General features: G+C 52.3%; 17 protein-coding genes. 9 read left to right on the top strand and 8 right to left on the bottom strand.

All coding sequences use genetic code 11. The annotated features are described in order from the left end of the window. Nucleotides 1-32: 32 nt before the first annotated feature. Nucleotides 33-1,337, top strand: a complete 1,305-nt coding sequence (gene ndh / locus NA330_RS02865) for an NADH-quinone dehydrogenase (RefSeq protein WP_000211053.1) — start codon at nucleotides 33-35, stop codon at nucleotides 1,335-1,337. Nucleotides 1,338-1,513: 176 nt separating this feature from the next. After that, on the top strand, nucleotides 1,514-2,053 hold the full coding sequence (locus NA330_RS02860) for a glycine zipper 2TM domain-containing protein (protein ID WP_001043449.1): 540 nt from the start codon (nucleotides 1,514-1,516) through the stop codon (nucleotides 2,051-2,053). Between the two features lie 73 nt (nucleotides 2,054-2,126). On the opposite strand, the gene comR is transcribed toward NA330_RS02860, so the two are convergent. Continuing rightward, a complete protein-coding gene (comR, locus tag NA330_RS02855; RefSeq protein WP_000205985.1) occupies nucleotides 2,127-2,762 on the bottom strand; it encodes a TetR family copper-responsive transcriptional repressor ComR in 636 nt (211 codons plus the stop codon). A gap of 241 nt (nucleotides 2,763-3,003) precedes the next feature. Between comR and bhsA the strand changes: the two genes are divergently transcribed. Next, nucleotides 3,004-3,261, top strand: a complete 258-nt coding sequence (bhsA, locus tag NA330_RS02850) for a multiple stress resistance protein BhsA (protein ID WP_000800159.1) — start codon at nucleotides 3,004-3,006, stop codon at nucleotides 3,259-3,261. A 96-nt stretch (nucleotides 3,262-3,357) separates the two neighbouring features. Here the strand turns inward: bhsA and ldtC are convergent, their stop codons facing one another. Together ldtC and mfd are read right to left on the bottom strand one after the other, a co-directional pair. Further along, nucleotides 3,358-4,323, bottom strand: a complete 966-nt coding sequence (gene ldtC, locus NA330_RS02845; protein ID WP_023212269.1) for a L,D-transpeptidase LdtC — start codon at nucleotides 4,321-4,323, stop codon at nucleotides 3,358-3,360. Between the two features lie 147 nt (nucleotides 4,324-4,470). Beyond that, nucleotides 4,471-7,917, bottom strand: coding sequence for a transcription-repair coupling factor (gene mfd, locus NA330_RS02840; RefSeq protein WP_001114323.1), 3,447 nt, complete (start codon nucleotides 7,915-7,917; stop codon nucleotides 4,471-4,473). Between the two features lie 337 nt (nucleotides 7,918-8,254). Between mfd and lolC the strand changes: the two genes are divergently transcribed. Genes lolC through cobB form a run of 5 tightly spaced genes read left to right on the top strand, consistent with a single transcriptional unit; the run spans nucleotide 8,255 to nucleotide 13,172 of the window. Next, the gene (gene lolC, locus NA330_RS02835) at nucleotides 8,255-9,454 is read left to right on the top strand and encodes a lipoprotein-releasing ABC transporter permease subunit LolC (protein ID WP_001518787.1); all 1,200 of its coding nucleotides are present in this window, start codon (nucleotides 8,255-8,257) and stop codon (nucleotides 9,452-9,454) included. Further along, nucleotides 9,447-10,148 carry a lipoprotein-releasing ABC transporter ATP-binding protein LolD gene (gene lolD, locus NA330_RS02830; protein WP_001033714.1) on the top strand — a complete coding sequence of 234 codons (702 nt, stop codon included), beginning with the start codon at nucleotides 9,447-9,449 and terminating at the stop codon, nucleotides 10,146-10,148. The genes lolC and lolD overlap by 8 nt, the downstream gene beginning before the upstream one ends. Next, on the top strand, nucleotides 10,148-11,392 hold the full coding sequence (gene lolE / locus NA330_RS02825) for a lipoprotein-releasing ABC transporter permease subunit LolE (RefSeq protein WP_000168091.1): 1,245 nt from the start codon (nucleotides 10,148-10,150) through the stop codon (nucleotides 11,390-11,392). Before lolD ends, lolE begins: the two co-directional genes overlap by 1 nt. A 28-nt stretch (nucleotides 11,393-11,420) precedes the next feature. Continuing rightward, the gene (gene nagK / locus NA330_RS02820) at nucleotides 11,421-12,332 is read left to right on the top strand and encodes an N-acetylglucosamine kinase (protein ID WP_000291330.1); all 912 of its coding nucleotides are present in this window, start codon (nucleotides 11,421-11,423) and stop codon (nucleotides 12,330-12,332) included. A gap of 18 nt (nucleotides 12,333-12,350) precedes the next feature. Next, nucleotides 12,351-13,172: a Sir2 family NAD+-dependent deacetylase gene (gene cobB, locus NA330_RS02815; protein WP_438796409.1), complete on the top strand. Its 822-nt coding sequence runs from the start codon at nucleotides 12,351-12,353 to the stop codon at nucleotides 13,170-13,172. A gap of 81 nt (nucleotides 13,173-13,253) precedes the next feature. Here cobB and potD read toward each other — a convergent pair whose 3' ends face one another. From potD to potA, 5 genes are all read right to left on the bottom strand, one after another. After that, complete coding sequence (potD, locus tag NA330_RS02810) at nucleotides 13,254-14,300, bottom strand: spermidine/putrescine ABC transporter substrate-binding protein PotD (RefSeq protein ID WP_000759329.1); 1,047 nt, start codon at nucleotides 14,298-14,300, stop codon at nucleotides 13,254-13,256. Nucleotides 14,301-14,324: 24 nt separating this feature from the next. Continuing rightward, nucleotides 14,325-15,104 (bottom strand): spermidine/putrescine ABC transporter permease PotC, encoded by a 780-nt coding sequence (potC, locus tag NA330_RS02805; RefSeq protein WP_052894872.1) that lies wholly within the window; start codon nucleotides 15,102-15,104, stop codon nucleotides 14,325-14,327. Nucleotides 15,105-15,419: 315 nt separating this feature from the next. Beyond that, nucleotides 15,420-16,430 (bottom strand): SPI-2 type III secretion system effector SifA, encoded by a 1,011-nt coding sequence (gene sifA, locus NA330_RS02800; protein WP_023182051.1) that lies wholly within the window; start codon nucleotides 16,428-16,430, stop codon nucleotides 15,420-15,422. 328 nt (nucleotides 16,431-16,758) lie between these two features. After that, a complete protein-coding gene (gene potB, locus NA330_RS02795) occupies nucleotides 16,759-17,622 on the bottom strand; it encodes a spermidine/putrescine ABC transporter permease PotB (protein WP_000799391.1) in 864 nt (287 codons plus the stop codon). Beyond that, on the bottom strand, nucleotides 17,606-18,742 hold the full coding sequence (gene potA / locus NA330_RS02790; protein ID WP_000531607.1) for a spermidine/putrescine ABC transporter ATP-binding protein PotA: 1,137 nt from the start codon (nucleotides 18,740-18,742) through the stop codon (nucleotides 17,606-17,608). The genes potB and potA overlap by 17 nt, the downstream gene beginning before the upstream one ends. A gap of 250 nt (nucleotides 18,743-18,992) precedes the next feature. On the opposite strand from potA, the gene pepT reads away from it, so the two are divergent. Next, nucleotides 18,993-20,222, top strand: coding sequence for a peptidase T (gene pepT / locus NA330_RS02785; RefSeq protein WP_000359410.1), 1,230 nt, complete (start codon nucleotides 18,993-18,995; stop codon nucleotides 20,220-20,222). Nucleotide 20,223 lies beyond the last annotated feature (1 nt).

Genomic DNA, 20,223 nt, shown 5'->3' with positions numbered 1-20,223 from the left:
AACAATTGGTTAATAAATTTAAGGGGGTCACGTTGACTACACCATTAAAAAAGATCGTGATTGTCGGCGGCGGCGCTGGCGGGCTGGAAATGGCGACGCAGTTAGGCCATAAACTGGGGCGCAAGAAAAAAGCGAAAATCACGCTGGTAGACAGAAATCACAGCCATCTGTGGAAACCATTGCTGCACGAAGTGGCGACTGGCTCTCTGGACGAAGGCGTGGATGCGCTGAGCTATCTGGCCCATGCGCGCAATCATGGTTTCCAGTTCCAACTGGGGTCGGTGATGGATATCGATCGCGAAGCGAAAACCATCACTATTGCCGAGTTGCGTGATGAAAAGGGCGAACTGCTGGTGCCGGAGCGCAAAATCGCGTATGACACGCTGGTGATGGCGCTGGGCAGCACCTCTAATGATTTCAACACGCCGGGCGTGAAAGAGCACTGTATCTTCCTCGATAACCCGCATCAGGCGCGCCGTTTTCACCAGGAGATGCTGAACCTGTTCCTCAAGTATTCGGCTAATCTGGGCGCGAACGGTAAGGTCAATATCGCCATCGTTGGCGGCGGTGCGACGGGGGTTGAGCTGTCGGCTGAACTGCATAACGCGGTAAAACAGCTGCATAGCTATGGTTATAAGGGGCTGACCAACGACGCGCTGAACGTGACGTTGGTTGAGGCTGGCGAGCGTATTCTGCCTGCGTTGCCGCCGCGTATCTCCAGCGCCGCGCATAATGAACTGACCAAACTGGGCGTTCGCGTACTGACGCAAACTATGGTCACCAGCGCCGACGAAGGCGGTCTGCATACGAAAGAAGGTGAATATATTCAGGCCGATCTGATGGTGTGGGCGGCGGGTATCAAAGCGCCAGATTTTATGAAAGAGATTGGTGGTCTGGAAACGAACCGCATTAACCAACTGGTGGTGGAACCGACGCTGCAAACCACGCGCGATCCTGATATTTATGCGATTGGCGACTGCGCTTCCTGCGCACGTCCGGAGGGAGGTTTTGTGCCGCCTCGCGCTCAGGCGGCGCATCAGATGGCTACCTGCGCGATGAATAACATTCTGGCGCAGATGAATGGCAAGCCGCTGAAAGCTTACCAGTATAAAGATCATGGATCGCTGGTCTCTCTGTCCAACTTCTCTACCGTGGGTAGTCTGATGGGGAACCTGACCCGCGGTTCAATGATGATTGAAGGACGTATCGCCCGCTTCGTGTATATCTCGCTATACCGTATGCACCAGATAGCGCTGCATGGATACTTTAAAACCGGCCTGATGATGCTGGTGGGCAGTATTAACCGCGTCATTCGTCCGCGCCTGAAACTGCATTAATTTTTCTGCGCCTCACCGGCTGCTCGCCGGTGAGCGCTTCTCCATCACTTGCTTCGGAGTTGTCCGAATCCTTCAGCTTTACCGCCTCATCCCGCATTTTTCATCCTCATTCCGATTGGCTTTGTTCGCATACTGGTTGCAAAATTGTTACCAATAGCAACGAAGGAGGAACTCCCGTGAATAAATCAATGTTGGCGGGTATAGGGATTGGCGTAGCGGCTGCGCTGGGTGTGGCGGCAGTGGCCAGTCTCAACGTATTTGATCGTGGTCCGCAATATGCGCAGGTGATATCGGCTAAACCGATTAAAGAGACGGTAAAAACGCCGCGTCAGGAGTGCCGTAATGTCACGGTCACGCATCGTAGACCGGTTCAGGACGAAAACCGTATTGCCGGCTCGGTGCTTGGCGCAGTAGCAGGCGGCGTGATTGGACATCAATTTGGCGGCGGTCGTGGTAAAGATGTGGCGACGGTCGTCGGGGCGCTAGGCGGCGGTTATGCTGGCAATCAAATCCAGGGGTCAATGCAGGAAAGTGATACTTACACTACCACGCAGCAACGCTGTAAGACGGTGTATGACAAATCTGAAAAGATGCTTGGCTACGACGTGACCTACAAAATTGGCGATCAGCAGGGCAAAATCCGCATGGATAAAGACCCCGGAACGCAAATTCCCCTCGACGGCAATGGCCAACTGGTTTTGAATAACAAAGCATAAAAAAGCTGTACTCTGCAAGTTAGCCCCTCATTCGCTCAGGCTGAGGGGCTTTTTTTATCCGAAGCCGCGTCGTTCAGGGCTTGAGCAGTTCAGGCCAGATGCGCAGAGTCGTACGCGTAATTTGCATCAGTTGTTCGAAGGTGGCTCCCTCGCGGGCGCTGATCGACATTCCCTGTAAAATACAGTTTATATATTCCGCGAGCGCCTGCGGGTTACAGTGCGCCGGAATTTCACCGCGCTCCTGACGTTGGCGCAGAAACTGGATGAGCGTCTGTTCCTGCATGGCGTGGCGTGATTTTACCGTGCGGGCGATATCGCGCGAGGAGGCGGCCAGGGTGGCGGACGTATTAATCATAAAGCAGCCAGCCGGCGTGTCCGTACTGGTAAAGCAGGCGGCAATTTCTGTGAAGTAATCTTCCAGCGCCGATTCTACGCTTTTCTCTTCACAAAAGAGCTGGGCTTCGTGTTTTGAGGCAAAGCGAGTGATGTAGCGATCCAGGACAGCGCGAAATAATCCTTCTTTGTTAGTGAATTCCGCATAGAGAGTAGGCGCTTTCGCCCCGGTAGCCTCTACGAGATCGGCAAGCGAAGTTGCTTCATAGCCGTGCTGCCAGAAGAGAGTCATGGCCTTATCAAGCGCAGCTTCCCTGTCGAACACTTTTGGTCGGCCACGGCTTTTCTTCGCGCAACTCGTGGTATCCGTTGTCATGATGCCGTTGTACCTGTTTAAAGAGCGGTCTCTCTATTATAAAAACAAACCACTTCTGGCTCCAGAGTATTCATTAGAAAAATAAATCAATTCTATTCACATGAAAAATAACATCTTTATAAATTATATAACGATCATTATAAAAAGAAGTTGACGTGTGATGTAGATCACATCTATGATTAACTTATCGATCGTTAAGTTAATGCTTGCGACACCCATTCATCTGCTAAAGGTCATCACTATGAAAAACGTAAAAACCCTCATCGCTGCTGCCGTACTGAGTTCGCTCTCATTCGCCAGCTTCGCCGCCGTTGAAGTTCAGGCAACGCCAGAAGGTCAACAGAAGTTCGGCACCATTTCCGCGAATGGCGGCACGAATCTGGGCTCGCTGGAAGATCAGCTGGCGCAAAAAGCGCAGGAGATGGGGGCGAAGTCTTTCCGTATTACCTCTGTTACCGGCCCGAATACCCTTCACGGTACAGCGGTAATCTATAAGTAAGCATTAACCCTCATTAATGCCGCTGCGATTGCCACAATAAAAAGAGAAAGCCTCGCGATGCATCGCGAGGCTTTTTTGTCGGTCAGCTATTCACGCTTACAGCGACTGCGGTTTCGCCTCTGCTTGACGGGTTACATCCACCGGCATTCCGGAGCGCACTTCCATAACATGTTCCATCACCGCGGCATCGGTCTGCGGTGCGTCCTTAAAGGTCTGCATCGGGCCATTCAGCACAATCGGCAGCACCTGCGGATCGTCGCCTATATTTTTAGACAGCGGCTGATGAACTTCCACCAGTCGCACGCCGCCTGGCTCCACCGAGGCTTTAATCGGCGTATTGATAATATTCACTTTGGTTCCCGGCGTGACCTGACGGAACAATGTCTCTATATCACCGTCGCGCAGACGGATACAGCCGGAACTGACGCGCATACCAATGCCAAAATCGGCATTCGTGCCATGTAACAGATAGACGCCGCCGTAGGCCGCTAAACGAATCGCGTGATGCCCCATTGGGTTATCGGGACCGGCAGGCACCACGGCGGGGAGATCGATGCCTTGCGCTTTATAACGGGCGCGAATATTGGCGGTCGGCGTCCAGGTTGGATTGGCGCGTTTATCCGAAATGGTCGTCACCATCGTTGGCGTCAGGGTATCGCCGCCCAGTTGGCCAATCCCGATAGGGTAGACCGTGACCGTATTTTTCCCCGGTTGATAATAGTAAAGCCGTAATTCCGCGAGGTTAATGACGATACCTTCACGTGGCGCGTCCGGTAGCAGCGTTTGCAGCGGAATCGTTAGCACGCTGCCTGCGCGTGGCACGTAAGGATCAATGCCGGGGTTGGCCTGTAACAGGGCTAAAAAGCCCACGTTATATTTTTTGGCGATCGCCTCCAGCGAGCCGCCGTCGTCTTCAACGACATGGAATTTATTTTCTCCCACCAGTCGACTGCCGGGGGGTGGAAGAGGCCACGTATTCGCCTGCGCGGGAAGGGCAAGCATGATGGTCGCGGTAAGCGCAAACAACGCCCACCAGCGAGAGAGTCGCGTATTGTTGAACATTATAATAAACCCATGATTATTATGTGGTTATTTTTATAAAAGAGGAAATAAGAATTATGGCGGCTGGCTGTGTCTGGAACTGCAGGGAAGTGCAAAGAATTTGTAAAGATTAGGCCGGACGCAGAGTAATGACGCCCGACCTGACGCTTATGCAATAGCGTTTTCTTCCAGTTGCTGCATAAACTGGCGTACCCAGTCTATACGCGTTTTACGTTCGCTTAAATCCTGAATAAACTTGAGGCGCGTCGGGCCATCCAGACGGAAATGCTGCGGCTGTTTTTGCAGCAACCCGATAAGCCAGGCGGGGTCAACGTGGTTTTTCTCGGCGAACTCAATCGTTCCGCCTTTCTCGTTACCCTCCAGTTTTCGGATGCCGAGCTTTTGCGCCTGTTGGCGCAGGCGGGCGATATCCAGCAGATTACGCGCCGGATCGGGCAGCAGGCCGAAGCGGTCGATCAATTCCACTTTGATCTCTTCCAGCTCGTTTTCGTTCTTCGCGCTGGCAATGCGTTTATAGAATGACAGCCGGGTATTAACATCCGGAATAAAATCATCCGGCAGTAACGACGGCATTCGCAGCTCGACTTCCGTTTGCTGACTGGTGAGATCTTCCAGCGAGGGTTCGCGGCCTGCTTTCAGCGCATCAACGGCGTTTTCCAGCAGTTCCATGTAGAGTGAGAAGCCAATGGTTTCCATTGAGCCGCTTTGCTCTTCGCCAAGCAGTTCGCCCGCGCCGCGGATCTCCAGATCGTGGGTCGCCAGCGCAAACCCGGCGCCTAAATCCTCCAGCGACGCAATCGCCTCCAGCCGTTTTTGCGCATCGGTGGTCATGGCCTTAGGATGTGGCGTCAACAGCCAGGCGTAGGCCTGGTGGTGCGAGCGCCCAACGCGGCCACGCAGCTGGTGCAACTGCGCGAGGCCGAAATGATCCGCGCGTTCAATGATGATCGTGTTAGCGGTGGGAATGTCGATCCCCGTTTCGATAATGGTAGTACACACCAGCACGTTAAAACGTTGATGGTGGAAATCGTTCATGACCCGTTCCAGCTCACGTTCGCGCATCTGCCCGTGGCCTATAGCGATTCGCGCTTCCGGCACCAGTTCCGCCAGCCGCTCTGCGGCTTTCTGAATATTTTCGACGTCATTGTACAAATAGTAAACCTGACCGCCGCGCAGGATTTCACGCAGAATCGCTTCCCTTACTACCAGGCTATCATACTCGCGGACAAAGGTTTTTACCGCCAGACGACGGGCAGGGGGGGTGGCGATAATGGAGAGATCGCGCATACCGCTCATCGCCATATTCAGCGTCCGCGGGATCGGCGTCGCCGTGAGCGTCAGAATATCGACATCGGCGCGCATCGCCTTAATTCGCTCTTTGTGGCGCACGCCGAAACGGTGCTCTTCATCGACAATCAGCAGGCCCAGGTCGCGCAGCTTCACATCGCTTTGTAGCAGTTTATGCGTACCGATCAGAATATCGATCTTACCCTCGGCGGCTTCCGCCAGGATTTGTGTCTGCTCTTTGGCGCTGCGAAAGCGGGACAGCATCTCAATGCGTACCGGCCAGTTGGCGAAACGGTCGCGGAAGTTATCATAGTGTTGCTGCGCCAGCAGCGTGGTCGGCACCAGTACCGCTACTTGTTTATGGTTTTCCACCGCCAGGAACGCGGCGCGCATCGCCACTTCGGTTTTGCCGAAGCCGACGTCGCCGCACACCAGCCTGTCCATCGCCAGCGGTTGGCACATATCGCTCAATACGGCGTTAATCGCCTGTGCCTGATCGGGCGTCGTTTCAAACGGGAAGCTGTCGCAGAATAACTGATACTGCTCACGATCATGCTTAAAGGCAAACCCCTCTTTTGCCGCCCGTTGCGCATAAATATCCAACAGTTCCGCTGCGACATCGCGCACTTTTTCCGCCGCTTTCTGCCGGGCGCGCGACCAGGCGTCGCCGCCCAGTTTATGCAGCGGCGCACTTTCTTCCGCGCCGCCGGCATAGCGGCTAATCAGATGCAATGAGGAAACCGGCACATACAGTTTGGCGTCATTGGCGTAGGTGAGCATCAGATATTCACCCTTGATGCCGCCAGCCTCCAGAGTGGTCATGCCGGCATAGCGTCCGACGCCGTGCTCCAGATGCACTACCGGTTGACCGACGTGGAGCTCCGCCAGGTTACGAATCAACGTATCCGGGTTGATCGTGCGGCGGGAATCCAGGCGGCGACGCGCCACCCGCTCACCCAAGAGATCGCTTTCACAAATCAGCGCCAGATTGCGTTGGGTGTCGATAAAGCCATGTTCTGCGGCGCCAATCATCAGATAGCGTCCCGCATCCTGCGCCTCGTCCAGGCGTAATATTCGCTTCGGCGCGATTTTTATGCGAGCCAGGAGCTCTCCCAGCGCTTCGCGGCGTCCTTCGCTTTCCACCGAAAAAATCACCGGACCGCTGAAAGATTCGAGGAATTTACGCAGCGCGTCCAGCGGCGCTTTCTGCTGCGCCTGGATAGCCAAATCCGGTAATTTCTGGAAACCAAGATTGGTATTGGCGGCTTTTTCCGGCAGATGGTCGGTTTTAAGCTGGAGGCGAGGCCAGCGTTTAAGCTCGGAAAAGAGCTCATCTACCCGTAGCCAGAGGGCTTCCGGCGGCAAAAGCGGGCGCATAGGATCGACGCCGCGATTTTCAAAACGCGCCAGCGTATCGGCCTGAAAGCGTTCGGCGCTGGTTTCCAGCGAGCCAGTATTCACCACCAGAGTATTGGCGGGGAAATAGCTAAATAATGGCGGTAACGGTTCGCTGAAAAAGAGCGGCTGCCAGTATTCGATCCCGGCGGGCAGGGTGCCTTTGCTGACCTGCTGATAGATGTGCTCGGCGTCGCGTTTTACCTCAAAGGTATCGCGCCACTGGCTACGGAAAAGCTCAATAGCGGCTTTGTCGGTAGGAAATTCGTGCGCGGGCAACAAATTGATGGCCTCGACCTCCTCCAGCGTACGTTGGGTATCCGCGTCAAACAGACGCAGGCTGTCGATTTCATCATCAAAAAAGTCGAGGCGATAAGGCTGTTCGCTGCCCATCGGAAAGAGATCCAACAGCGCGCCGCGCGTCGCGTATTCGCCATGCTCCATCACCTGATCGACATGCCGATAACCGGCGCTGTCAAGCTGCGCGCGCAGAGCGTCGCGGGACAGCCGCTGGCCTTTTTTCATCACCAGCGCATGACCATGCAGATAGCTATGCGGACAAACGCGCTGCATCAGGGTGTTTACCGGTACAATCAAGACGCCGCGCTGCATTGACGGCAACTGGTAGAGCGTGGACAGACGCGAAGAGATAATTTCCTGATGCGGGGAGAAGCTGTCATACGGTAGCGTTTCCCAGTCCGCCAGGTTCATCACCATCTGATCGGTAAACTGGCGGATTTCATCATGCAATCGCAGAGCATTTTGCATGTCAGGCGCTATGAGTACCACCGGACCGGCATGGCGTTCGGCTATCTCCGCCACCAGCGTAGCGCAGGCGGCGCCGGTAAGTTCGCCCAACTGGCGCTGATCGCCCGCTTTTGTCGGCAGCGTGTAACGTTGTTTTTCAGGCATAACGGTTGTCAGTATCTCTTTTTGTTTTACGCCGCACTCTACGCGTCACCCTTCAGGCTGTTTCATGGTTGGCTGCGCGCCAGGACAGCATGAAGGACTCAGGTATTCAGGGGCATATGACTGATAAGCAATGTTCTTTATTATCCGCGATCGTTGTTTATTAGCAAATTGAATCCGCCGCATAACACGCCGAACAGGTAAAGTATGAACATGTAAGTGACTTGATTTGTCGGCCTTTTTCAGAATAACGCTGACGAACTCTTACGGTTCAGACATTTACGCATTCCGCTTTCGCTTATATACTCGGGACTTTGCTAACAGCAACCAGACGGATTACATGTATCAACCTGTCGCTCTATTCATTGGCCTGCGTTACATGCGCGGGCGTGCAGCAGATCGCTTCGGTCGCTTCGTTTCCTGGCTTTCCACTATCGGCATTACCCTGGGGGTGATGGCGCTGGTCACGGTATTGTCGGTGATGAACGGTTTTGAGCGCGAACTGCAAAATAACATTCTTGGTTTGATGCCTCAGGCCATCCTCTCTGCTGAACATGGCTCTCTTAACCCGAATCAGATGCCGGAAAAAGCGGTGAATCTGCAAGGCGTTAACCGTATTGCGCCGCTGACGACGGGCGATGTCGTACTGCAAAGCGCGCGTAGCGTTGCGGTTGGCGTGATGTTGGGTATCGATCCGGCGCAAAAAGATCCGTTAACGCCGTATCTGGTCAATGTGAAGCAAAGCGAATTACAGCCGGGTAAGTATAATGTCATCCTCGGCGAGCAGCTCGCCGGACAGTTAGGGGTCAACCGCGGCGATCAGATTCGGCTAATGGTGCCATCTGCCAGCCAGTTTACGCCAATGGGACGCCTGCCCAGCCAGCGTCTGTTTACGGTGATTGGCACATTTGCCGCCAATAGCGAGGTCGATGGCTATGAAATGCTGGTCAATATTCAGGACGCGTCGCGTTTAATGCGCTATCCGGCAGGCAATATTACCGGCTGGCGTCTGTGGCTGGATGAACCGCTGCAAGTCGATACCCTCAGCCAACAGACGCTGCCGCAAGGCACGAAGTGGCAGGACTGGCGCGAACGCAAAGGCGAGTTGTTCCAGGCTGTGCGCATGGAAAAGAACATGATGGGATTGTTGCTGAGTCTCATCGTGGCGGTCGCGGCTTTTAACATTATTACTTCGTTGGGCCTGATGGTCATGGAGAAGCAGGGCGAAGTGGCGATTTTACAAACTCAAGGGCTGACGCCGCGACAAATTATGATGGTCTTTATGGTGCAGGGTGCCAGCGCCGGGATTATCGGCGCGCTGTTGGGCGCCGCGCTGGGCGCATTGCTTGCCAGCCAACTAAATAACCTGATGCCGATCATCGGCGCGTTTCTGGATGGCGCTGCGTTGCCCGTGGCGATAGAGCCATTACAGGTGATCGTTATCGCGCTGGTGGCAATGGCCATCGCGCTGCTTTCTACGCTTTATCCTTCCTGGCGCGCTGCCGCCACTCAACCCGCTGAGGCTTTACGTTATGAATAAGATCCTGTTGCAATGCGACAACCTGTGCAAACGCTATCAGGAAGGCACCGTACAAACCGACGTGTTGCACGATGTCAGCTTCAGTATCGGCGAAGGCGAAATGATGGCGATCGTCGGCAGTTCCGGTTCGGGTAAAAGTACGTTGCTGCACCTGTTAGGCGGGCTGGATACGCCCACCTCCGGCGATGTGATTTTTAGCGGCCAGCCGATGAGCAAACTCTCTTCTGCGGCAAAAGCGGAATTACGTAACCAGAAACTGGGGTTTATCTATCAGTTTCATCATCTCCTGCCGGATTTTACGGCGCTGGAAAACGTGGCGATGCCATTATTGATTGGCAAAAAGAAACCGGCGGAGATTGACGCTCGGGCGCGAGAAATGCTGCACGCCGTAGGGCTGGAGCATCGCGCAACCCATCGACCTTCGGAACTTTCCGGCGGTGAGCGCCAGCGTGTCGCGATAGCGCGCGCGTTGGTGAATAATCCGCGTCTGGTACTGGCGGATGAGCCGACCGGTAATCTGGATGCGCGTAATGCCGACAGTATTTTTGAGCTTCTGGGCGAGTTAAATCGTCTGCAGGGAACCGCGTTTCTGGTGGTGACTCACGATTTGCAACTGGCGAAACGTATGAGCCGCCAGCTTGAGATGCGCGATGGTCGCCTGACGGCGGAACTGAGCCTGATGGGGGCTGAGTAATGGCGTCGCCTTTATCATTGCTAATTGGCTTGCGTTTCAGCCGTGGACGGCGGCGCGGCGGTATGGTTTCGCTCATTTCCGTCATTTCTACCATCGGTATCGCGCTGGGCGTGGCGGTGTTGATTGTCGGTTTAAGCGCGATGAACGGTTTCGAACGCGAGTTGAATAACCGTATTCTGGCGGTGGTTCCGCACGGGGAGATTGAAGCGGTCAATCAGCCGTGGACCAACTGGCGTGAAGCGCTGGCAAAAGTGCAGAAGGTGCCGGGCATTGCCGCCGCCGCGCCGTATATCAATTTTACCGGCCTGGTAGAGAGCGGGGCGAATTTGCGCGCCATTCAGGTTAAAGGCGTCGACCCTAAGCAAGAGCAGCAGCTTAGCGCGTTACCGTCATTTGTGCAAAATCACGCCTGGGATCATTTCAAAGCGGGCGAGCAGCAGATCATTATCGGCAAAGGCGTCGCCGATGCGCTGAACGTGAAACAGGGCGACTGGGTGTCCATCATGATCCCCAATGCGAATGCCGACCATAAGCTGCTCCAGCCCAAACGCGTGCGTTTGCATGTCATCGGGATTCTGCAACTGAGCGGCCAGCTCGATCACAGCTTCGCCATGATCCCGCTTGAGGATGCGCAGCAGTATCTGGATATGGGGTCCAGCGTTTCCGGTATCGCGCTTAAAGTCCATGACGTGTTTAATGCGAACAAACTGGTGCGTGACGCGGGTGAGGTGACTAACAGCTATGTCTACATTAAGAGCTGGATCGGCACCTATGGCTATATGTATCGCGATATCCAGATGATTCGCGCCATTATGTATCTGGCGATGATTCTGGTGATCGGCGTGGCCTGTTTTAATATCGTTTCCACCTTAGTGATGGCGGTAAAAGACAAAAGCGGCGACATTGCGGTATTAAGAACGCTGGGGGCGAAAGATGGTTTGATTCGTGCCATTTTCGTCTGGTACGGACTACTGGCGGGCTTGCTGGGCAGCTTGATTGGCGTGGCGATCGGCGTTGTCGTTTCGCTTCAGCTTACCGCCATTATTAATGGGATTGAAAAGGCGATCGGGCATCAGTTTTTGTCCGGCGATATCTATTTTATCGACTTCCTGCCATCCGAATTACATTGGCTGGACGTTGTTTACGTACTGGTCACGGCGTTGTTGTTAAGCTTACTGGCGAGCTGGTATCCGGCGCGGCGGGCGAGCAACATTGACCCTGCGCGAGTATTGAGCGGCCAGTAATCGCGGAATATAAAAACAAGGAGCGGTGATGTATTACGGGTTTGACATTGGCGGAACAAAGATTGCGTTAGGCGTATTTGACTCAACGCGGCGGCTGCAGTGGGAAAAACGGGTTCCCACGCCCCATACCAGCTATAGCGCCTTTTTAGACGCCGTGTGCGAACTGGTCGCGGAAGCCGACCAGCGATTTGGCGTAAAAGGGTCGGTAGGGATTGGCATACCCGGTATGCCGGAAACTGAAGACGGCACGCTGTACGCCGCGAATGTCCCGGCAGCCAGCGGTAAGCCGTTGCGCGCCGATCTCAGCGCCCGACTGGATCGCGATGTGCGTCTGGACAATGACGCTAACTGTTTTGCCTTGTCCGAAGCCTGGGATGATGAATTCACGCAATATCCTTTGGTTATGGGGCTTATCCTCGGCACCGGCGTCGGCGGTGGCCTGGTGCTAAACGGGAAGCCGATTACCGGTCAGAGCTATATCACCGGCGAGTTTGGCCATATGCGTTTGCCGGTTGACGCGCTAACGTTGATGGGGTTTGATTTTCCTCTCCGCCGTTGTGGATGCGGCCAGATGGGCTGCATTGAGAATTATCTGTCCGGGCGCGGGTTTGCGTGGCTATATCAGCATTATTATGATCAATCGCTGCAGGCGCCGGAGATTATCGCGTTGTGGGAGCAGGGTGATGAGCAGGCGCACGCGCATGTTGAGCGCTATCTGGATTTACTGGCGGTTTGTCTGGGGAATATACTGACGATTGTCGATCCCGATTTATTGGTGATCGGCGGCGGACTATCGAACTTTACGGCAATAACAACGCAACTGGCGGAAAGACTGCCGCGCCATCTCCTCCCTGTTGCCCGCGCGCCGCGCATTGAGCGTGCGCGGCATGGGGATGCAGGTGGGATGCGCGGTGCTGCTTTTTTACATCTTACCGACTAATCAAAAAAAGAGGTTGTTATGCAGTCGCGTCGGTTTCATCGATTAAGCCGCTTTCGTAAAAATAAACGTCTGTTGCGTGAACGTCTGCGCCAGCGGATCTTTTTCAGAGACAGAGTGGTGCCGGAAATGATGGAAAACCCAAGAGTATTAGTCCTTACAGGTGCAGGAATTTCTGCAGAGTCTGGTATTCGTACGTTTCGCGCGGCGGATGGCCTTTGGGAAGAGCATCGGGTTGAAGATGTGGCCACGCCGGAAGGATTCGCCCGTAATCCGGGAATGGTGCAGACATTTTATAATGCCCGCCGTCAGCAGCTTCAACAGCCGGAAATACAACCCAATGCGGCGCATCTGGCGTTAGCGAAGCTTGAAGAAGCGCTTGGCGATCGCTTTTTGCTGGTGACGCAAAACATCGACAATTTGCATGAACGCGCGGGCAATCGCAACATCATTCATATGCATGGCGAGCTGTTGAAGGTGCGCTGTTCGCAAAGCGGCCAGATTCTGGAATGGAACGGCGATGTGATGCCGGAAGATAAATGTCACTGCTGTCAGTTCCCGGCGCCGCTACGTCCGCACGTGGTGTGGTTTGGCGAGATGCCGCTTGGCATGGATGAAATTTATATGGCGCTGTCGATGGCGGATATTTTTATCGCCATTGGCACATCCGGTCATGTCTATCCGGCTGCGGGTTTTGTGCATGAAGCAAAACTGCACGGCGCACATACGGTGGAACTGAATCTTGAGCCAAGCCAGGTCGGCAGCGAGTTTGGAGAGAAGCACTACGGCCCGGCAAGCCAGGTTGTGCCGGAATTTGTTGATAAATTCCTGAAAGGGCTGTAGTGCTGTTTGCCCGGTAACGCCTTATCCGGCCTACATTTCACGTTACGTTCATCTGTAGGCCCGACAGGCGCTTTAGCTGAATTAGCGTCCTGCTTTTAGCTTCTGATAATATTCTTCATAAATGGCGCTGGCGTCGCCGACATCGTTTTGCCACTCGCCTTTGCTGATGGTTTGCGCATCCGGATAGAGCGACTTATCATTGGCGACCTCCGGGCTTAACAGCTTACGCGCCGCCAGGTTGGGGGTAGGGTAGCCGATGGTTTCTGCCACCTCTTTCGCGACGTCAGGACGCAGCAGGAAGTTGATTAGCTTCAGTGCACCCTCTTTATTCTTCGCATTCGCCGGAATAGCCAGGCTATCCATCCAGAAAATACCGCCTTCCTTCGGCCAGACGACCTCCAGCGGCGTGCCAGCCTGACGAGCAACGAAGGCCGAACCGTTCCACACCATCCCCAGGTTGACTTCCCCTTCCATATACGGATTCGCCGGATTATCGGAGTTGAAGGCCGCTACGTTCGGCATCAGTTTTTTCAACTCTTCATATGCCGCTTCAATCTCTTTCGGATCGGTAGTGTTACCGGAATAACCTAGCTTGCGCAGCGCCATCTGGAAGACTTCTCGCGCATCGTCGGTTAAAAGCAGGCTGTTTTTATATTCCGGTTTCCACAAGTCAGCCCAGCTGGTAATGGTTTTTGGATCGATAGCATCGCTGTTCACGCCAATCGCCGTTGCGCCCCAGATATACGGGACAGAATAATCGTTGTTGGGGTCAAACGGTTTGTTGAGCATTTCCGGATCGAGGTTGTGGAAATTGGTTAATTTCGACTTATCGATCTTCTGGATCATGCCTTCTTTGCGCATTTTGTCGACATAGTATGTAGAAGGAACAACCAGGTCATACGCGCCATCTTTATAGGTTTTGAGTTTGGCATACATGGTTTCGTTCGACTCGTAGGTCGAATAAATCACCTTAATGCCTGTCTCTTTAGTGAACTGTTCCAGCAGGCCCGGCGGCACATACTCAGTCCAGTTATAGAAATAGAGCGTGTCGTTGTCGGAGGCATGAGCGGCACTCATACCCAGCGCCAGGGCGCCCGCCGCGAGCAGGTGGCGTGACCATTTTTTCATTTAACGTCCCCTGAATTACGGGCCTTATCGGCCCTTGGTTTTATCACGAGCAATAAGCTGGCTGGCAATGACCATTACCAGAGACAGCACCAATAAAACGGTCGCCAGCGCGTTCACTTCTGGTGAAACGCCGACTTTTACCATGGAATAAATCTTTAAGGGTAAAATTTCATAGCCCGGCCCGGTGACAAACGACGAGACTACTACATCGTCCATCGACAACGTAAAACTCAGCAACCAGCCCGCCGCCACCGCCGGCATCGCCAGCGGCAGAATGATTTTGCGTAAAATCGTTACCTCACTGGCCCCCAGGTCTTTTGCGGCTTCCAGCATTCTGACATCAAAGCCTTTCAGGCGCGAATAGACCGTGACGACCACAAACGGCAGGCTAAAGGTGATGTGCGAGAACAGCAACGACCAAAAGCCCAGTTGAATGCCGAGTAACATAAACAGCACCAGCAGGGAGATCGCCATCACGATATCCGGCGACATCATTACTACAAACAGCATCCCGCTGACGAATGGCTTCCCGCGAAAGCGGTAGCGATAAAGCGCCACCGCGGTTAACGAGCCAATCAACGTGGCGAAGGTCGCTGAAAAAATCGCCATCGTCAGTGAATGTTGAGCGGCCTGCAACAGACTGTCGTTATTGACCAGGAGTTCGTACCATTTAGTGGTAAAGCCCTGCCAGTTAATGCCGAACCGCGAACTGTTGAAGGAGTTCACGATCAGAATAATGATGGGAATATACAGATACGCATAGATGGCAGTCATGAAACCGCGACGGAGCAGCCGACCGATCATTCAAGTTCCACCTTCTTATTCAGAGGATGGGGTGCTTTTAGAGTATTGAAAATGATCAATTTTTTCTCTTCTCCAAAATCTCTCCAAAACGTCTCGCGGTTATCAGCAGCCAGGAAGAAGCAAGCTGCCGCTTGAAGCCGCGAATTTTACAACAAATTGCCAGACGAGCGGGAAAAAAAGGCCATTTAAATGACTATTCTCATCCGATCCGGTCATATGCGGCATTATTGCGCCAGGCAAGAGGTTACTCTGTAGGCAAACAGGAAGTACGTGAGTAAACCCTGAACGTGACGTTTGAGAAAGCGTCGTCTGATTTTATAAAAAACAACATAAACAGCCGCTTTGTTGTTCTGAGCGAACGTGTAGCGTGGTTAACTGTTCTTCCGCCATTTTTTGTATAGCCTGGGGGTCTATTCTAAAAATGGCGTGAAAAACCTGATCAGAGATGGCTTCGACTATCTCAGCTAACATACTTTGGCTGGTGCTGGGATCCGTTACGAGGAACGCCTGAAACGTCTTATCCGCCAGTAAAACCTCTTTTACCATTTTTTCAATAGGTATATGGGTATGCGGTGGTGGTATTTCAAGCTGTTTTAATCCACACCTCGCCATTGTTTCTAAAAATGCGTTTTGCTGAGTCCTTTCGGATATATTCGCATGCTGTAAAATGCGCGTTGTCTTTTCAATCCCAGACTGAATTTTCGCTGCCAGGTAGGTTACCTTTTCTTGCGTTTTCCACTCATCTAAATGTCCTTTTCTCCATTCAGAATATAAATACCCCTCTATGTTGTCTAATGGAACCGATAATGTCGGCGCGCCAGCAAGATTGAGACATAATGTCGAAGGGAGGGGGTAATCTGCGATGTCGCTATATCTTGTATTAATCATGGCCGTCATTTGTGGATGCGATTTTAAAATATCCGGGCGATCTTTTATTAAAAAATAAGCATTCCCCATGACTTCACAGGTAAAGGCATCGGTATTTTGAGTGATACGTAACAATTCGTTCTCTTCGTTTTGATCCATGATGCGAAGAATAATAGTGTCATCATTTTCATTAGGATTATAAACCTGAAATCTATCTCTTTGTGATGCGCAGGCTAACTCTTTTAACTCAAAAAAAATCTCTGTAAGCCGCTCTCGTGTGGGGGTGCGATCGGCAAACAACATCTCATGTAGACAACGGTCCGCTTTTGCTTTGCCAGTAGAAAAAAAGAGGTCTTTAATTTTTTCCCATAAAACTTTGCAACATGTTTCTTTCGTATTCCCTGGGGGGTTGATAAGGATTTCACTTTTTAAAAGACCATTCCCTATAGTAATCGGCATATTAATCTCACTTATACTGGAGTAAAAATGATTACATAATTGATTAAATCGACCCTTTTTATCTCAACTGCGGGCGCATCGGATGTAATATAATTTTTAAAAGAGACTGGCAATCAGTATAAAACCTGAGAGCTTCGCGTATAAACGCATTACTGTCTGTGATAGCGTCGCTACAGGTAAAAATAAAAGAAGGCCTGGCGCGGATGATGCTGTAGATTTGCAATACTGGCGGCAACTGCTTTCATGCGTTTTTTATGCCGGAGGCATGAAGTTTACCCTTGAATAAACTTCATGCCTGAATGCGCGTGGATTTGTTAGCGTTGCGCAATTAATCGCTTATATCACTCACCTTCTTATTCAACAAGCGGGAAGCCCGCCAGTAAATCAACAGCATGAGTCCCATCACAATGGTCAGCGTAATGCTGGTCGCCGCGCCAAACGGCCAGTCGCGAATATTCAGGAACTGTACCTTAATGACGTTACCAATCAGCAGGTTTTTCGCGCCACCCATTAAATCGGAGACGTAGAACAGGCCCATTGCCGGTAGCATCACGAGCAGGCAACCGGCGACAATGCCCGGCATGGTTAATGGAATAATGATGCGGATGAACGTTTGCATTTTACTGGCGCCGAGATCGCGTGCGGCCTCCAGTAGCGGTTTGTCGAGCTTCTCAATGCTGGAGTAGAGCGGCATGACCATAAACGGCAGCAAAATGTAAACCAGGCCGATAATAACGGCGCTCGGGGTGAACATGATGCGAATCGGCGTATCAATCACGCCCAGCCACAGCAGGAATTCATTGAGATAACCTTTAGTGCTCAGGAATATTTTTAGCCCATAGATGCGGATCAGTGAGTTGGTCCAGAAAGGAACGATCAGCAAAAACAGCAATAACGGACGTATCTTTTCCGGTAACTTCGCCAGGAACCAGGCAAAAGGATAGCCCAGCACCAGGCAGGAGAGGGTGGCGATCAGCGCCATATTCAGAGAGTGCAGGAGCACTTCAAAATAGAGCGGATCGAGCAGGCGTGCGTAATTATCCAGCGTAAAGACCATCTTGACGAAACTGGCGTCGTCACGGGTCAGAAAGCTGGTGCCAATGATCATCAGGTTGGGCAGAAAAACAAACAACACAAGCCAACCGACGATAGTGACAATCACTACATTCTGGAATTTACTTGTGTTCTTCATCAGCCAGTACGACCTCCCAGCTTTCTACCCAACTAATGGCCATTTTTTGGTCAAGTGAATGGTCGAAGTCAGGATCGTCTTCGTTGAAGAATTCGCTGACCATCACCATTTTGCCATTTTCCAGTTCAACCACCGACTCCAGCGTCATACCTTTATAATTGCGCTCGCGCACGTAGCCGATAAGCCCTTCGATGTGGTTATCATCGTTGATCTCTTCGACGCGTAGATCTTCCGGTCGCAGCAGGACGTTCAGTTTTTGGCCTGGTTCGACAGCGAAATTGACGTATATATTACACTCCCGACCTTCTACGCTGGCGCGGACGCGCTGTTCATCAAGCCGTTCAATGACGGTTGCGTCAAAGCGGTTAATTTCGCCGATAAAACCGGCGACAAACAGGTTTTTTGGCTCTTCATAGATTTCACGCGGCGTGCCGTCTTGCTCAATCACGCCATTACGCATTACCACGATACGATCGGACATGGTGAGCGCTTCTTCCTGATCGTGAGTGACAAAAACAAACGTGATACCGAGTTTACGCTGTAATGCTTTAAGCTCGTTCTGCATTTGTTTGCGCAATTTATAGTCCAGCGCGGAGAGCGATTCATCCAGTAATAACAGGCGAGGTTTATTCACCACCGCGCGAGCGATAGCCACACGCTGCTGCTGTCCGCCGGAAAGCTGGTGCGGTTTACGTTGTGCAAACTCTTCAAGCTGCACCATACGCAGCGCATCGGTCACGCGAGGCGCTATCTCGGCGGCTGGCGTTTTTTGCATCCGTAAGCCAAACGCGACATTTTCAAACACCGTCATATGCGGAAATAAAGCGTAGCTTTGAAATACGGTATTTACATAACGATTTTCGGCGGGAACGTGGGTGATATCCTGGTTATCCAACATGATATGCCCGGCATCAACGGTTTCCAGGCCGGCAATCAGGCGAAGAACGGTTGTTTTACCACAGCCGGAAGGGCCAAGCAGCGTGAGGAATTCGCCATTGTTAATGGTCAAATCCAGTTGCGAAATGACCTCTTTGCCATCGAAACTTTTGCTAATTCCAGACAAAAGCACCAGCGGTGAAAGCGAACGCGGTTGATTATTCAATTTCTTACTCTGTCCCATGTAAACGCAACGGATGGCTGACCGCTGCGGGGTTTGTGGTTAACCACCTTAATCACTCTTAATGAGGGCGGTCATTCTACGGCAAACCACTGTGATCGCCAATCCTTGTTGCGAATTACTGACTTAGCTTTATAGTCAGAAAGCGTGTCAAAGTGAAATATTCTTGTTTGCAGGGATAAAAGTGACCTGACGCAATATTTGTCTTTTCTTGCTTATTAATAATGTTGTCACGAAAAGTGAGGGTGACTGCATGGATAAACTACTTGAGCGTTTTTTACACTACGTATCGCTGGATACCCAATCAAAGTCGGGTGTTCGGCAGGTTCCCAGCACTGAGGGGCAGTGGAAGTTACTACGTTTGCTCAAACAGCAGCTCGAAGAGATGGGGCTGGTTAACATTACATTAAGTGAAAAAGGGACGTTGATGGCGACGCTCCCGGCCAATGTTGAGGGGGATATTCCCGCCATTGGTTTTATCTCCCATGTGGATACCTCTCCGGATTTCAGCGGTAAAAACGTTAACCCGCAGATTGTCGAGAATTATCGCGGCGGCGATATAGCATTAGGGATTGGCGATGAGGTGTTGTCACCCGTAATGTTCCCGGTACTGCATCAATTACTGGGACAGACGCTGATTACTACCGATGGTAAGACATTGCTGGGTGCGGACGATAAAGCCGGTGTTGCGGAGATCATGACCGCGCTGGCGGTGCTGAAAGGTAATCCTATTCCCCACGGCGACATTAAAGTGGCGTTTACGCCTGACGAAGAGGTAGGGAAAGGCGCGAAGCACTTCGATGTTGAGGCATTTGGCGCGCAATGGGCCTATACGGTCGACGGCGGCGGCGTGGGCGAACTGGAGTTTGAAAACTTCAATGCCGCCTCGGTGAATATCAAAATCGTCGGCAATAACGTGCATCCTGGTACGGCGAAAGGCGTGATGGTCAATGCGCTGTCGTTGGCGGCGAGGATTCACGCGGAAGTGCCGGCGGATGAAGCGCCTGAAACCACCGAAGGTTACGAAGGGTTTTATCATCTGGCCAGCATGAAAGGCACCGTTGACCGGGCCGAAATGCACTACATCATTCGCGATTTCGACCGTAAGCAGTTTGAAGCGCGTAAACGCAAAATGATGGAGATTGCCAAAAAAGTCGGTAAGGGGCTGCATCCGGACTGCTATATCGAACTGGTGATTGAAGACAGTTATTACAATATGCGCGAAAAAGTGGTTGAGCATCCGCATATTCTCGATATCGCCCAGCAGGCCATGCGCGACTGTCATATTACGCCGGAGATGAAACCGATTCGCGGCGGTACAGATGGGGCGCAACTGTCGTTTATGGGCTTGCCGTGTCCTAATCTCTTTACCGGCGGATATAACTATCATGGTAAACATGAGTTTGTGACGCTGGAGGGGATGGAAAAAGCGGTACAGGTGATTGTACGTATCGCGGAGCTGACGGCGAAGCGCGGCCAGTAGC

It is taken from the genome of Salmonella sp. NW722 (assembly GCF_051702785.1).
Lineage (GTDB): Bacteria > Pseudomonadota > Gammaproteobacteria > Enterobacterales > Enterobacteriaceae > Salmonella > Salmonella enterica.
Note: the sequence above shows the minus strand (reverse complement) of the source record. Positions and strands in the feature narration are given on the sequence as shown.